The sequence below is a fragment of the Paenibacillus turicensis genome (assembly GCF_050461185.1).
Classification (GTDB): domain Bacteria; phylum Bacillota; class Bacilli; order Paenibacillales; family Paenibacillaceae; genus Fontibacillus; species Fontibacillus turicensis_A.
In genome coordinates, this window is sequence record NZ_JBCMOR010000001.1 from 150,939 (window position 1) to 165,421 (window position 14,483).

The following is a 14,483-nucleotide window of genomic DNA, read 5'->3' on the forward strand; positions in this document are numbered from 1 at the left end:
CATACTATAATTTAAAATCAAGGAAAATATAGTATAATATTAGGCCGCGTGATTAGACAAATAGGTAGGGACAGGGCTTGCTGGATTTAATAAATTCTTGATCACTGATTTTGCATTTGGCATCCATTCGTTAATTTCTGGTCCGATTAAAAACAGCTTATTTGCTGGATTGGTTGCAATCGTACGAAGCTTACCGTAAATCGGATAAGTTACATTCATCGTGTCGTATACACTTTCCCTAGCGGGTAATAAATATTGAGGGTAAAGGTTGTTTTGATCTGGAGAAAGTGCGTCTACCATCGTGTCCTTCGCGCCAATTGTGTTCATTAACTTAATTGCAAGGTCTTTCTTTTCCGTGCTAATATTTGCGTTAATTCCAATCACATCCCCGTAAAAGATAGGAATATTGTCAAAACGGCTATATGAAATCGTTTTAAAATCAATATCGTTTACAAAGTCGCCCATCGTAGACATGGCTTCGGTATAACCTAGATAGGTTCGACCTTTCCCCTCTGAAAACCATTTTCCTCTAATATAGGCATCATTGTTATCTGGATAGTAATTTGCTTGCGCTTTACCAGCCATCGATTGGAACATTTCCAAGTAGGAAACGACCTGTGGCTTAAAGGTAGTTGGGAGCTGCGTATAAGTGGTATAAAGTCCAGTTTGATCGATGAGTGCATCTAAATATAAGCAGACTTTAGTAGTTCCACCTGACATATCAAATAATAAGCCTTCATTTGGAGCTGGAATAATTGTATTGCTTTGTCTATCTCCTAATATTTGATATAAATCAGTCACTGTGTTGACGTTTTGGATCTGAGTATCATTTTTCCGATAATATAATAGATTCGTACATATGATTTGAGGGAGCGCATAAATGTTACCATTCATCGTTGTGCCTGATAGAGCAAAGGGAAGCAAATCATCCTTGTTTTGAATTTCATTTGGTGCGATGGGTAATAAATAACCTTCCGACACATAATGCTGCAAATAAATGGAATCAAACACAAACACATCTAAATTTTGATTAGGCTCTTCCTCATAGCAATCCCAATCGACAAAGTTAAGCTGGACGTTAGGTTCGATCGCATTCCAAGCATTTTTCACTGTTTTCTCAAATCGCTCTGTATCGGGTACATACCCATATAATGCAACGTTAATCGTAGTTGGGGACTGCTGGTTACTTGCGGCTAAAACAGAAAAAGGAAACAGACCAAACGAAACAATCATTACCACACTTAATAAAAATAAATGAATTTTTTTATTGTTCATGACATAGACTCCTTTCAAATTTTATTAGCTAGATTTAACTAGATTTAGCTAGATTTAAAGGCGTGAAACACAATAAATGGGGGTACTGTGATCTCATTTCCCCAATCATTAAATTGGTATTGCTGTTCATACATGACTCTTGCCTTTTGTGGTAGATTTCCAATGGTTGCTTCTGTAATATGAATAGATTCAAATCCAGTCATCGATATCCATTCGATATAATCCTGCTTAGACCAATACCAATCGTGCAAAATCAAATCAGGCTGACCTTCCACTTTAAGAAATTGTTTCTTTTTATCCCCAGAGCGGTAGCGTATCCCCCTTTCTCCGTTGGTAAAGGTAGTGAAGGAAATGCCAGTTGCATTTGGATTTGAATCTAGTAGGATGAGTTGCCCTTTTGGTTTGAGCACGCGATAAACTTCAGCTAACATCGTAATAATTCGATTTCGCTGGGCGTTATTAATAATGACAAAGCAAATGATGGCGCAATCAATACTATTAGAATCAATAAATGCTAGATTATTGTTATGAATACAGTGATAGCTAATGTTGTCATGTTTTCTTATAGATGTAGCAATATCAATCATTTCTTGGGATTCATCTACTGCAAAAATATTGTAGTGTGGGTTGCGCTGAGCTAACCTTTCCGAAACCTTCCCAGGTCCACAGCCATAATCTAAAACGTGACGTATATTTCGATTGTGCTCAATGAGATTAAAAATACATTGAAAGCCTAAAATATCCTCCAACATATCGTTGTATAAATTAAATTGTTCTGAAACTGATTTATCTTTCCATGACGTTTCCATTTTTGGATATCTCCTTAAATAGATTTTCCCATTTATTTTGGACCAAATATTGATATAAAGGGTTCAAGTTATGAAACAGATCAAAATCTATACAATTTTCTTTTACAATACGCTGATATAGTGCAAATAAAAAAATAATCTGTTTCCAATAGGGGGCAACGCTGATGTCATGGATTGCTTTTGAAGATAGTGTAATGTTTCCTTCCCTTAATTGCTGTTCATAACGAAGAACAGTGTTTATATTTTCCCATATTTGCTGTGAGGGGATTCTTGGAAGTTCAAAGGAGTGAGTCTCCTCGGGAGGTGTGGCTAACAAGGCTTCAACTCTTGTAAAATCAGTATCGTAAATGTGGGTAGTGGCTACATTGTGGCAATAGTGTCCTACTTGTAGCCCTAGCTGGGCAGCTAATACCTCTTGGAGAAAAGTAAATGAAAATACATCACTTAACAGTCCGCGATAGGCATCATTAGCTCTCATAAAGGTGGATAAAAATAGGGCATCCTCTCTAATGAAAAACTGTAGTCCAATTGTGCAGGATACATCGATATTATGAAGGGACAAATCTTCATGTGGATCAAAGATCGAAATAAATGCTCTTTTACTGTCTCTATCTTCTTTAAATAGTTCTATTAATCTAGCCCATTGATTTATATGATGCTCGCCGTACGAAAATATTTTAGGTCCATACGCTGTTCCAGTTAATATCGATCCATCTGCGGAGTATTTAGCCATATTTTTTGCGTAATATTCAATGAAGTTAAGCTCATTACTACCAGATAAGTACCATAATGCTTCGGCAAAGTTAAAAATAATATTACTTTTTCTTGTCTTCACTGTGCAATATCGATCGATGGGGTTCGTAATGATAAAGGATAGATTTAATGTTTCTTTGCTGACGTTTCCACGTGGCTTATTTATGAATTCAGGATGTTCATACACATTTCGTAGATTGTCTAAATAAGCATCTTGAAGGTTGGCGTATTTCAACGAAAACACCTCCTAAACGTAGTTATTTAGTTGCTCGTAATAATGTTCTGCATTGTCATAGATAATGTAAGTGACATTGGCTACAGTATGTAACCCACGAATAAGGTATGCATAATCCTCTTCATTTTTGTGGAGAAGGAGAATAATCTTTTTTTGTAATGCGGATGCCCAACCAATTTCAATATGTGTACCAGGGGAAGCTGGGTTTCCAGGAAAAGCAATAAATAGATCACAAGCCTTAATTTCATTAAAGTCAATTTCTGTACATTGTGGTGGCGTCATAAATTGCTTGCCCCATTCTTCACGTTTGTGGGCATTATGAACCTCATAGCCTCTGTTCTCTAAATAAGCAATTAAATTTGAAATTTCAGCTTTGGCTTCTTCTTGCATAATGTTGGCTTCGTTTACTAGACTTTTAAATGGAGCGGCTAAAAATATCCTTTTCATCTACATGCACCAACCATCTTTTATATTTTAAGTTAGTATTTTGGGCTCAATCTTGAAATTAGTTCTTGACCGCTAACCCAAATTACCGAAGAGACAGAGCGATTCTGAAGAGTGTCTCTTAAAATCATCTTCCATCTATAAATAGACTTCAATAAAAGGAATATGATTTTAACACAATCGCAAGAACGCTCTGGATCGTAGCTACCAGTCATTATCAAGTACTAATTTCTAAATAGAGCTGCATTTTGAATCCAATTTAATTGGAACATAGAAAGAAATTTTTGTCAATAATTAGGATATTGATTCATATATTATAAAAATATTACTCAATCTAGCAGTTTTGTTTGGAATGATAGCGTGTTTTCTTGTTAGTATGTCATCGATTTTAGTAGAGGATCGATTTATAATAGAACTAAAGGAGGGGAGGCCATGAAGACGGGTCTGCTTCTGTGGTTTATATTTATTAATCTAGTTGCCTATATCGCGATGGCAGATGACAAAACAAGGGCTCGCCAAAGGCGAGAGCGTATCCCTGAACGAACGCTATTTTTGCTAGCAGCGATTGGTGGAGCAGCAGGCACGTTCATCGGCATGAAAAGCAAAAGGCATAAAACAAAACATGCTAGCTTTCGCATTGGGATTCCGTTTCTTTTACTACTGAACGCGATTTTATATGGATACTTTTTATGGTAAAGAGTTATCGGGTCGTTTTCTTGCATAGGATGGTATGCTTTAAAAAATGAATTTATGGGTAATAGTGAAGAAGTAGTGATTCAATTTTGTAAAAGGGGTGTTTACGATGTTATTCGATAAAATCCTTGTAGCATATGATGGTTCAAAGGCGAGTAAAAAGGCACTAGATAAAGCGTTGGAATTAACCAAACTAACACCCGGCGTGAAGCTAGACGTAATCCATGTCTATGACTTCCCTAGATTTTATGTAGCCGAAGGGTTTGTACCCATTTCCCCAGCTGTACATCAGGAGTTTTATGACATGGCGCAGCAAACGGTAGATGATGCTACTAGACGTATAGAGGAAGCGGGAATTAACGGGCATACAGAGCTTGTTCAAGGCTCACCTTCTGAAGCCATTTTAGAATATGCGAAGCAAAAAGGTCATGATATCATTATTATTGGTAGTCGTGGTTTAGGTGGAATTCGTGAATTTGTATTAGGTAGTGTCAGCCATAACGTTGTGCAGCATGCGCGTGTACCTGTCCTTGTGGTGAAATAGAGCTCAAGGCATGAAAAAGCGGTTGTCCCCTGGAAATGAATCTCCTTGGGGCAACCGCTATATTTATATTATTTCGCTAGAGGGGGTATCCGTCTTAGCCTTTTACAATTTCAGCGATACCTTCACTTAATGCAGTTACTTTGCGACCAAGTAATGCTTCAAGATCATTACTATCCACTGCAAGTGATCCATTTGCAATTGCGGTTTGAACGCCAACTAAGAAAGGAATGACGGGTTCTGGCACGCCAGCCCCTTTCATTGCTTCGGAATAAGTAGCTTCATCTACGTGTTGTACTGGCACATCTTTACCTAAAACTTTAGCGGTAATTGCTGCAAGCTCATCATACGTAATAAGCTTCCCAGCAAGCTCATAAGTTTTATTTTCATGTCCTGTGCCTGTTAGCACGTTTGCGGCAGCTTCGGCATAATCCTGGCGTAATGCCCAGCCTACTTTGCCTGATCCACCCATGGTGAGCCATGGTGCGCCTGCGGCAGCCCCTTTAATCGAGCCTGCTTCATTTTCTAAGTACCAGTTGTTACGCAAAATGGAGTACGGAATGCCAGAAGCGATAATTGCATTTTCCGTTGCACGGTGATCGTTAACGAGGAAAAATGAGCTTTCCTGTGCATTTGGCGCACTTGTGTAAACGATGAAGCTAACGCCGGCCGTTTTAGCAGCTTCAATTGCCGCCGTATGTTGTGCAACACGATCTCCATCTGAAGATGAAATAAGTAAAAGCTTATCAATGCCTGCAAAGGCAGCAGCAAGAGACGTTGGAGAAGTGAAATCAGCCTGACGTACATCTACACCACGAGCTTGCAGATGCTCTGCCTTTTTAGGATCACGTACACTTACAGCAAGCTGATCCGCAGGAACAGTTTTAAGTAAAGTTTCGACGACAATGGATCCAAGCTGACCCGTTGCTCCAGTGACTAATAATTTCATAAAACATCTACCTTTCGTAAAGGGATTAGATTGAATGTGTTAATAAAATTTAACTAGCTTATTGTTACATAACTAAAAGTAATTTAAACAAATAATTAGATGATCACTATAAAAACATATAAAGGGTTAAACGGTATATCTCGCTCCAACTAAATATAATTAAATTACTTTATGTAAGCTAGTATATTTTATTTATGAAACCCAGTCAAGCTTGGATTTATGCGTCTTCAGTTTGGGTAGAGCTTTAATTTTGGATTGCGGAAGCTGTGTTGCTCATTTTTTTGAACAGCAAGAGCGCAAGTAATAAAGAGAGAGCTACCGCAGCTAAACCTACCCAATTCAAATATTGGACAGAGGTTTGACTAATGACAAGCCCGCCTAAACCTGATCCTAACGCAAACCCAAACTGGATAAATGAAGTGTTTACGCTAAGTGCAATGTCTGGATTTTGTGGTGCTAGTGTAACCAAATATAACTGTTGAGCAGGAGAAATACTCCAAGTTGCTAACATAAAAATCATGAGGACAATAATTAATACAACAAGATTAAAGCCTGCGACTGCAAATAATAGCAGTGTTATGCCTTGTAGCAGTAATCCAAGTATGATCGTGAACTTAGATCCTTTAGCATCAGCCAATTGTCCACCCATTTTTGACCCTATAAAGCTACACACACCTGCTAAAAATAAAATGCCGCTAATTTGCGTAATTGAAAGCTGGGATGTCGCTTGCAGGAAAGGCGTAATATAAGTGAACAGTGTAGCGTAACCACCAATATATAATAATGTAATCACTAAAGCAGTTAATATTTTGGGATTCCCTAAAATCGCTAGCTGCATTTTGAGCGTAAATTTTTCCTCTTCTTTAATAGAAGGTACCTTTTTATAAATAATTAGCCATGGAAGTAGGCTTAATAAGCCAATGAAAATAAATAATAACCGCCATCCAAATATCTCACTAAAAAAGGTGCCGATTGGAACACCTAACACTAGCGAGCTACTGAGCCCCATCAAAATAATACCGATCGCATTCCCTCTTTTTTCTGGCTCTACCAATCGTGTTGCAACAGCCATAGCGACTACCGTTGTAATACCCCCGCTAGCCCCTTGAATAATTCTCACCCACAATACAGTTTCGTAAGAAAGATTTGTTAGCATAAGTGCGTTACTAGCAATAAATATACCAAGTGTAATTAATAGTAGCTTTTTTCGATCCATATTTATCGTTAATGTAATTAAAATTGGTGCAATAATCGCTGCTGAAAGCGCAAATACAGTTACAAATAATCCAATCTCTGAAGTAGATACACCAATGTCCACTGCCATCATATCTATGACACCCGTAATAATATACTCTATCGTTCCAATGAGAAAAATGGCTAAAGCCAAAATATAAATGATCCCTTTATTTTTCAATTCACTCCATACCTCCGTAGATAAATAGTAACTAGTAGATATTTTTTATTTTGTATTACTTCAATAAAAATTTTAATCATTAAATTTTGGCTCAACCTTAAAATCGGTTCTTGACCACTAAGCCAAACTAGCGAAGAGACAGAGAGATTCTGAAGATTGTCTCTTAAAATCAGATTCCTCCTATACAATGACTTCAATAAAGAGGAATATGGTTTTAACAACAATCGTAAGAACTCTCTGGATCGTAGCTACCAACCTTCTAATGATTGTCAAGTACTGATTATTATATTGAATCCTAAATTTTGATTGGAATTTGTATTTCCATAAGCTGAGCATCTTGGATTGAAGACAACGGTAAATAAATTTCTCGTCCAGGTTCATTTTCCTTGATCTGATAGTTGTTTTTCTGAATCCATTTCGCTAAATCAACACAAGCTGTACCTGCAAAATTTGCATTAGATGGAAATGCCATCGTAGCCATCATCGGCTCAGCAGGAAGTGTTTTTAGTTGAAGCGAAGGGGGGATGGACGTAAGGGAATCACTTACAAAATAACCAACCTCAAATTCAAACTCATCCTCTTTTTCATCAACTTCTCTCCACAAAACAACCTGAGGTCCCTGAGCTAAATGCTCGTACGTATTGCTTAACAAGTGCTGAAATTCATCAAACAACGTTGGAATATGATCTACATTTCCGCGTGCTTTTAGGTAAAGGAATTTTTTTTCTTCTTCCGCTTTAATTCTAATTTCTTGCCCTGTTTCCACTTGCCCCTCTTTTTCAATCAGCAGCATACGCTCCTCAATGCGTGCAAGCTTGGTTTGCTCCGTCTCAATAATTGTTTCAATTTCGCTTTTTTTGAGCCTAAACATCCCTTGAATATGTTCGACCGTAATATCCTCATGAAGTAGCTGAGAAATTTGAGGCAAAGTGAATCCTAACTCCTTATAAATTAAAATCCGATTAAGCTCTAGCAGCTGTTCTGCTGAATAATAACGGTAGCCTGTATTGTCATCGACTTTACTTGGCTTCAATATGCCAATCTGGTCATAGTAACGTAACGTTTTTAAGGAAACCTTGCTCAACCTAGAAAACTCACTGATTTTGAACACAATATAACCTCCAATCCAATCTGATTTAGGGCGCGTCTAAAAGTCAGCAGGGAGTAGATATTGGCGAATTTTCGCATCATACAAGGCACTTTTTCGCAGGCTTACTGGGGTAAGTCAAGGAAAAGTAACGCAGTAGGAGGCGAAAAGGCGGGAATAGATGACCCTGAGTGAGTTTTCAGACACGCCCTAGTGTAATCTAAACTTATTTTTATAACCTACTAGCAGTATAGAGCTTCCCCTATAGGGGAAAGTCAAGGCACAAAAAATAAAACAGACGACATTGCTGTCGTCTCTAAAAGTCATATTTACTTTAATATTTATGGCTCAGTCCTGAATCAGTACTTTGACGCTAACCCAAACTAGCGAAGAGACAGAGAGATTCTGAAGGTTGTCTCTTAAAATCATGTTACATCCATAAAATATACTTCAATAATCTCTCTGTACGTAGCCTCCCCACCCCAAAGATTGTCAAGTGCTGATTTTAAATAGAGTTAGATACTTGGACTACTTGGACTTGTCTGATTAGCAATATCTACGACTTTAAACGTCTGACAAGTAAGCAATAAATCGTCACTAAAGGTAAGGTTGTACAACCCGAGTTCCCAAGTAAAAAATTTGACATGCTCCTCATACCAATACTTATAGCTCAAATCACCTTCACCCTCCGACTTGGCAAACTCAGGGGTGACCTCATTCATTTTAACTAGTTCAACCTTAGTATATTGAATAATGGCTAATGGCTGGTTACTTCCATCTAATACAATATCGTATTGCCCTTCTTTAGGTGGCTCTTCGTTTTCTAATTCATAGACACAATGAGCAGAGCAGGTGCCTGTTTTTAGCCCTTTTACAACTAGCTGTCCTAACTCGTCTCCCATTTCCTTTGAACCATCTCCAAACATCCAAGCCGCTGGCGTCTCTATATTCAAATTCATTTTGTTTGCATACTCATTCCAATATTGCTCTACTACATTCATAATTTATGATCCACCCATCAAAGTTCATTTTATTGTTTAGCTAATTTAATAAAGTATACCAAGCCCCCTCTGTAAAAGGGAATCCCATTATTTTGCAGCAGTAAAATATACATGGTGAAAAAACGAACATTATTGTTATGTGTATGTTAAATGTTCGTGTTTTAGTTGACATAGTCGGGAAGGAATTGTTAGAATAAGAGAAGAAAAAAGTCGAAATGCAAAAAAATATGTATAATAACATGTTATATACTGATCATTATTTTAATATTAATGTGTGAAGATGTATAACGTTTTATGTACCTCGTATAAAGCTGGGGATATGGCCCAGAAGTCTCTACCCGATTACCGTAAATTTTCGGACTACGAGTTGATACGTATGTAAAGCTATAGGCTGTATAGTTGTTTAGTTTTATAGCTTTGGCTGTTAAAGCTTGCGTATTAACGATTCGTATCCGGAAATTCTGAGAATATAAAATCTTTCAGAGCTTGCCGGATTTTTTTATTGGTTGCCTTTTAAAAGAAAAGACAGTTCGTGAGATGGTCATAATAGCATTACAGGTTGAATGAAGCGAAAGGTAGGTTGAATCATGTCAGCACAGGTTGCAGTAATTATGGGCAGTACATCCGATTGGGAAACGATGTCCCATGCTTGTCGAGTATTAGAGGAGCTTGAAATCCCATATGAAAAGCAGGTTGTTTCTGCTCATCGTACCCCTGATTTAATGTTTCAATTTGCAGAGCAGGCAGAACAAAAAGGACTGAAGGTTATTATAGCAGGTGCAGGAGGTGCAGCGCATTTACCAGGAATGGTTGCGGCAAAAACAATGGTTCCCGTCATTGGTGTACCAGTTAAATCCGCAGCTTTAAATGGATTAGATTCGCTGCTTTCTATTGTGCAAATGCCTGGTGGCGTTCCTGTTGCGACGGTTGCGATTGGCAAAGCTGGTGCAATCAATGCAGGATTGTTAGCGGCACAAATGATTGGTGTGTTTGAGCCAACTGTGATGAAGCGACTACATGCGCGTCGTGAGCAAATTAAGAGTGAAGTATTAGCCAGCAGTGATCAGTTAGGAGAAACGGTATGACAAGGGAAACAAAGGAAAAAAAAGAGCATAAAACAATTCCATCTGGCTCTACGATTGGCATATTAGGTGGTGGACAGCTTGGCCGTATGATGACGCTAGCTGGAACTAATTTAGGTTATCGCTTTGTGACCTTAGATCCTACACCTGAGTCACCTTGTGGACAAGTTGCGAGGCAGATTGTAGCGGCTTACCACAATCAGGACGCTGCTAAGAAGCTAGCAGAAGTATCTGATGTCATTACGTATGAATTTGAAAATGTAGATGCTCAGGTCGCTGAATTACTAGAGCAGTCGTCTTATGTGCCACAAGGTAGTAAGCTTTTATATACGACGCAACATCGGATTCGAGAAAAACAAGCCATTGAAGCGGCAGGCGTGAAGGTTGCTCCTTATGCAGTCATTCAAAATTTACAGGATTTGCGTAGTGCTGTGGATGAGCTTGGCTTACCCTCTGTGCTAAAGACCGCGACGGGTGGTTATGATGGTAAAGGGCAATGGGTGATTAGAGCAAAGGAAGACATTGAACCTGCCTTTACAGAGTTAAGCCAAAGTGGGACTGACCTTGTGCTAGAGCAATTTATACCATTTACTAAAGAGTTATCCGTCATTGCAGCGCGTAGCCCACATGGTGAAATTTCAACGTTTCCTGTTGCAGAAAACATTCATATAAATAATATTTTGCATACTTCGATTGTTCCAGCTAGAGTTAGTGGAAATATTTTAGAAAAAGCAAATGTACTTGCAGTTAACCTTGCTGAATCGCTTGGTATGGTTGGATTACTCGCCGTCGAATTGTTTCTGACTGAAGCTGGGGAACTATATGTCAACGAGTTGGCACCTCGCCCACACAATTCAGGTCATTATACGATGGAGGCTTGTACAACGTCACAATTTGAGCAGCATGTACGTGCCATTTGTAATCTCCCACTTGGAAAATCAGCATTGCTAACCCCAGTTGTAATGGTGAATGTGCTTGGGGAGCATGTGGAAGAAGTTCAAGCTAGATTGCTAACGGGAAAATGGCTACCTGAAATTTTACATTCTGTAGACACTGAGCATGTAGGAATGCTAGATGACGTTATACCTAAGGTTCATTTGTATGGAAAAGAGGGAACCGCCCCAAAAAGAAAAATGGGACATATCAACTTGCTGTGTAAAGATGTAGAAGCAGCACTTTTATGGATACATCAAACTAACATTTGGAGGAATCAGAACCAATGATCGAACGTTATAGCAGACCGGAAATGAGAGCAATTTGGACAGAAGAAAATAAATTTAAAGCATGGCTTGAGGTTGAAATTTGTGCTTGTGAGGCTTGGGCAGAGCTAGGTGTAATCCCGAAAGCAGATGTAGCATTACTTAGAGAAAAAGCGACATTTGATATGGATCGAATTTATGAAATTGAGCAAGAAACACGTCATGATGTGATCGCCTTTACACGTGCGGTATCTGAAAGCTTAGGCGAGGAACGTAAATGGGTGCATTACGGTTTAACCTCTACGGACGTAGTAGATACAGCACTAGGTTACCTACTAAAGCAAGCTAATGAAATTTTGGAAAAAGACATTGTAAATTTTATAGCCATTTTAAAAGAAAAAGCAGTTGCTTACAAAGACACGCCAATGATGGGACGTACACATGGTGTTCATGCTGAGCCAACTACATTTGGACTGAAAATGGCGCTTTGGTACGAGGAAATGAAACGTAACTTGGAGCGTTTCCGCAGAGCGGCTGACAATGTTCAATACGGTAAGATTTCTGGCGCGGTGGGGACTTATGCCAACATCGATCCGTTTGTTGAAGAATTTGTATGTGGCAAGCTAGGCACAAGTGCAGCGCCAATCTCTACCCAAACATTACAACGTGACCGTCACGCTGAATATGTAGCTACGCTTGCTTTGATTGCTTCTTCCTTAGATAAATTTGCGACAGAAATTCGTGCATTACAAAAAAGTGAGTTCCGTGAGGTTGAGGAAGGTTTTGCAAAAGGTCAAAAAGGATCTTCTGCGATGCCACACAAACGTAACCCAATCGGCTGTGAAAATATTTCAGGCTTATCTCGGATCATTCGTGGGCATATGGTGTCTGCTTATGAAAGTGTGAACCTGTGGCATGAGCGTGATATTTCCCACTCTTCTGCAGAGCGTATCATTTTACCAGATGCAACGATGCTGTTGAACTACATGCTCAACCGCTTTGGCAATATCGTGAAAAACTTAACGGTATTCCCTGAGAACATGAAGCGGAACATGGGTCGTACTTTCGGTGTGCCATTCTCTGGACGCCTAATGACCAAAATGATCGACAAAGGTTACAGTCGTGAACAAGCATATGACACCGTTCAACCACGTGCGATGCAAGCATGGGAGACAGGTCGACAGTTCCGCGATATCGTCGAAGAAACCGAAGCGATTACTTCGGTACTAAGCAAGGAAGAAATCGAGGATGCCTTTAACCCTGCATGGCACCTTAAGCATGTGGATACAATCTTCAAGAAGTTAGGCTTAATTTAACATAAGTATCCCATCCATGTTCTAATCCATGCTTAAAACATAAGGAGGAAACCTAACGATGTCGCTGTCTTCACAAGCAGTTTCAACAGCAGAAGGTATGATCGATGCTCCATTGCTGTACAAGGGCAAGGTACGTGAGCTTTATGATCTAGGAGAGCATTATTTAATTGTTGTAAGTGATCGGATCTCTGCATTTGATTACGTGCTTGACCCTGCTGTCCCTGATAAGGGGAATGTGCTTAACCGCTTAAGTGCTTACTGGTTTGAGCTAACTACGCATTTAATTGATAATCACGTCATTCATACCGATATTGACCAACTACAGCATATTATAAAGCCACAATATCGAGAGCTACTAAAAAATCGAATCATGGTTACCCGTAAAGCAGAGCGTATTGATATCGAGTGTGTTGTTCGCGGCTACATTACTGGTGGTGGTTGGCGTCAGTACCAGCAGGGGGGCGCAATTAACGGGATTTCATTACCTGCAGGCTTGCGCAAAAACGACAAGCTAGAAGCTCCAATCTTCACACCTGCTGCCAAAAATGATGTTGGACATGACGAGGACATTTCGTTTGAAGTTATGGTTGACATGGTTGGCTTAGCCGTTGCCGAGGAACTTCGCAGTCAAAGCCTCATGTTGTATCAATATGCTAGTAGCTACTGTGAAAAACGAGGCATCATTCTTGCCGATTGCAAGCTGGAATTTGGACTTATTGATGGCAAAGTCATTTTGATTGACGAAATTTTCACCCCAGATGCCTCCCGCTTCTGGGCGCGAGAGCAATACGCACTTGATGTTGAAATTGACAGCATGGATAAAGAGCCTGTGCGTGCATACTTGGCAAGTAGCGATTGGGACAAGCAAAGTAAGCCCGATCCACTCCCAGCGCATGTCGTAGAGGAAACGACTAATCGCTATCGCGATATTTATGCGCGGTTAACAGGGGAGCAGCTCTAGAGGGAATCTAAGGGCGTCAGGTCAAAAGTTCTTCCAATCGCTGTTATTCCCAGATTTCCTTAATGGTTTGAGCAGGGTTGAAATCTGGGAATAAAGGCGAGCGCTACGCTTTTCCAGAATCAATTGACCCTCCGCTAGATACGTTTGAGGATAGAGAAAATTAAAACAGAGCTACCTGAAAATTAAGCTTGTTTACAGTTGTTAAGTAAACTCACTCATCAGCGTAAAGCAACTTGAAGCGAAAGCTACAGAAGCATTTGCGGTATTAATTAGTAGCAAATGCTAACTTAACTACAGCATATAAACTGCTGGAGTATACAAAAGATTGATTCTGCTGAGAGAGCGAAAGCAAGGGGCGGAAGGGCAAAGGGATTGTGGAGAAGCGAAGCGTGTGCCTTTAAAAAACTAATTTTATCCTTAATCCATATACGATCATAAAAAATTAGTTTTTAAGAGCACTCGAAACAACCCTTTGCCCGTAGCCCCCTCTCAGCCACAACCAGCAACTTGCACTTGCTGGTTGCGCTAGCAACAGCCAAATAAACTACAGCATATAAACTGCTGGAGCTTACAAAAAGGTTGTTTCTGCTGAGAGAGCGAAAGCAAGGGGCGGAAGGGCAAAGGGATTGTGGAGAAGCGAAGCGGGTGCCTTTAAAAAACTAATTTTAACCTTAATATATACCATCATAAAAAATTAGTTTTTAAGAGCACTTGAAACAACCCT

General features: G+C 39.4%; 14 protein-coding genes and 1 riboswitch. Of the genes, 6 read left to right on the forward strand and 8 right to left on the reverse strand.

The window, feature by feature from the left end; translation table 11 throughout:
• Positions 1-39: 39 nt before the first annotated feature.
• From bcmE to ABE099_RS00650, 4 genes are read right to left on the reverse strand one after another with little or no spacing between them, the layout of a single operon-like run.
• Positions 40-1,275 (reverse strand): thiamine pyridinylase, encoded by a 1,236-nt coding sequence (bcmE, locus tag ABE099_RS00635; RefSeq protein WP_430026635.1) that lies wholly within the window; start codon positions 1,273-1,275, stop codon positions 40-42.
• Positions 1,276-1,319: 44 nt separating this feature from the next.
• Positions 1,320-2,084 (reverse strand): class I SAM-dependent methyltransferase, encoded by a 765-nt coding sequence (locus tag ABE099_RS00640; RefSeq protein WP_430026637.1) that lies wholly within the window; start codon positions 2,082-2,084, stop codon positions 1,320-1,322.
• Positions 2,062-3,072 carry a thymidylate synthase gene (locus ABE099_RS00645; protein ID WP_430026639.1) on the reverse strand — a complete coding sequence of 337 codons (1,011 nt, stop codon included), beginning with the start codon at positions 3,070-3,072 and terminating at the stop codon, positions 2,062-2,064. Before ABE099_RS00645 ends, ABE099_RS00640 begins: the two co-directional genes overlap by 23 nt.
• A gap of 12 nt (positions 3,073-3,084) precedes the next feature.
• Positions 3,085-3,519: a nucleoside 2-deoxyribosyltransferase gene (locus tag ABE099_RS00650; protein ID WP_430026640.1), complete on the reverse strand. Its 435-nt coding sequence runs from the start codon at positions 3,517-3,519 to the stop codon at positions 3,085-3,087.
• Positions 3,520-3,948: 429 nt separating this feature from the next.
• Between ABE099_RS00650 and ABE099_RS00655 the strand changes: the two genes are divergently transcribed.
• Entirely contained in the window at positions 3,949-4,212 is a 264-nt protein-coding gene (locus tag ABE099_RS00655) for a DUF1294 domain-containing protein (RefSeq protein ID WP_430026642.1), read from the forward strand.
• Positions 4,213-4,318: 106 nt separating this feature from the next.
• Positions 4,319-4,753 (forward strand): universal stress protein, encoded by a 435-nt coding sequence (locus ABE099_RS00660; protein ID WP_430026643.1) that lies wholly within the window; start codon positions 4,319-4,321, stop codon positions 4,751-4,753.
• 94 nt (positions 4,754-4,847) lie between these two features.
• Here the strand turns inward: ABE099_RS00660 and ABE099_RS00665 are convergent, their stop codons facing one another.
• The 4 genes from ABE099_RS00665 to ABE099_RS00680 all read right to left on the reverse strand — a co-directional run bounded on the left by ABE099_RS00665 (position 4,848) and on the right by ABE099_RS00680 (position 9,201).
• Positions 4,848-5,699, reverse strand: coding sequence for an SDR family oxidoreductase (locus ABE099_RS00665; RefSeq protein ID WP_430026645.1), 852 nt, complete (start codon positions 5,697-5,699; stop codon positions 4,848-4,850).
• 244 nt (positions 5,700-5,943) lie between these two features.
• The gene (locus tag ABE099_RS00670) at positions 5,944-7,113 is read right to left on the reverse strand and encodes an MFS transporter (RefSeq protein ID WP_430026647.1); all 1,170 of its coding nucleotides are present in this window, start codon (positions 7,111-7,113) and stop codon (positions 5,944-5,946) included.
• 295 nt (positions 7,114-7,408) lie between these two features.
• Positions 7,409-8,224: a MerR family transcriptional regulator gene (locus ABE099_RS00675; protein WP_430026648.1), complete on the reverse strand. Its 816-nt coding sequence runs from the start codon at positions 8,222-8,224 to the stop codon at positions 7,409-7,411.
• A 491-nt stretch (positions 8,225-8,715) separates the two neighbouring features.
• The gene (locus tag ABE099_RS00680; protein ID WP_430026650.1) at positions 8,716-9,201 is read right to left on the reverse strand and encodes an ASCH domain-containing protein; all 486 of its coding nucleotides are present in this window, start codon (positions 9,199-9,201) and stop codon (positions 8,716-8,718) included.
• A 281-nt stretch (positions 9,202-9,482) separates the two neighbouring features.
• A riboswitch (purine riboswitch) is annotated at positions 9,483-9,584 on the forward strand.
• A 204-nt stretch (positions 9,585-9,788) separates the two neighbouring features.
• Here ABE099_RS00680 and purE point away from each other — a divergent pair.
• The 4 genes from purE to ABE099_RS00700 are packed head-to-tail and all read left to right on the forward strand — an operon-like array spanning position 9,789 to position 13,759.
• A complete protein-coding gene (gene purE, locus ABE099_RS00685) occupies positions 9,789-10,286 on the forward strand; it encodes a 5-(carboxyamino)imidazole ribonucleotide mutase (protein ID WP_430026651.1) in 498 nt (165 codons plus the stop codon).
• Positions 10,283-11,506: a 5-(carboxyamino)imidazole ribonucleotide synthase gene (purK, locus tag ABE099_RS00690; protein ID WP_430026652.1), complete on the forward strand. Its 1,224-nt coding sequence runs from the start codon at positions 10,283-10,285 to the stop codon at positions 11,504-11,506. The genes purE and purK overlap by 4 nt, the downstream gene beginning before the upstream one ends.
• Positions 11,503-12,798: an adenylosuccinate lyase gene (purB, locus tag ABE099_RS00695; RefSeq protein WP_430026654.1), complete on the forward strand. Its 1,296-nt coding sequence runs from the start codon at positions 11,503-11,505 to the stop codon at positions 12,796-12,798. The genes purK and purB overlap by 4 nt, the downstream gene beginning before the upstream one ends.
• Positions 12,799-12,856: 58 nt before the next feature.
• The gene (locus ABE099_RS00700) at positions 12,857-13,759 is read left to right on the forward strand and encodes a phosphoribosylaminoimidazolesuccinocarboxamide synthase (RefSeq protein ID WP_430026655.1); all 903 of its coding nucleotides are present in this window, start codon (positions 12,857-12,859) and stop codon (positions 13,757-13,759) included.
• The last annotated feature ends 724 nt before the right edge of the window (positions 13,760-14,483 follow it).

Excerpts from the sequence above, each read along its gene's own strand:
- bcmE (WP_430026635.1), bottom strand. The coding sequence starts at position 1,275 with ATGAACAATAAAAAAATTCATTTATTTTTATTAAGTGTGGTAATGATT.
- ABE099_RS00640 (WP_430026637.1), bottom strand. The coding sequence starts at position 2,084 with ATGGAAACGTCATGGAAAGATAAATCAGTTTCAGAACAATTTAATTTA.
- ABE099_RS00650 (WP_430026640.1), bottom strand. The coding sequence starts at position 3,519 with ATGAAAAGGATATTTTTAGCCGCTCCATTTAAAAGTCTAGTAAACGAA.
- ABE099_RS00655 (WP_430026642.1), top strand. The coding sequence starts at position 3,949 with ATGAAGACGGGTCTGCTTCTGTGGTTTATATTTATTAATCTAGTTGCC.
- ABE099_RS00660 (WP_430026643.1), top strand. The coding sequence starts at position 4,319 with ATGTTATTCGATAAAATCCTTGTAGCATATGATGGTTCAAAGGCGAGT.
- ABE099_RS00665 (WP_430026645.1), bottom strand. The coding sequence starts at position 5,699 with ATGAAATTATTAGTCACTGGAGCAACGGGTCAGCTTGGATCCATTGTC.
- ABE099_RS00680 (WP_430026650.1), bottom strand. The coding sequence starts at position 9,201 with ATGAATGTAGTAGAGCAATATTGGAATGAGTATGCAAACAAAATGAAT.
- purE (WP_430026651.1), top strand. The coding sequence starts at position 9,789 with ATGTCAGCACAGGTTGCAGTAATTATGGGCAGTACATCCGATTGGGAA.
- purK (WP_430026652.1), top strand. The coding sequence starts at position 10,283 with ATGACAAGGGAAACAAAGGAAAAAAAAGAGCATAAAACAATTCCATCT.
- purB (WP_430026654.1), top strand. The coding sequence starts at position 11,503 with ATGATCGAACGTTATAGCAGACCGGAAATGAGAGCAATTTGGACAGAA.
- ABE099_RS00700 (WP_430026655.1), top strand. The coding sequence starts at position 12,857 with ATGTCGCTGTCTTCACAAGCAGTTTCAACAGCAGAAGGTATGATCGAT.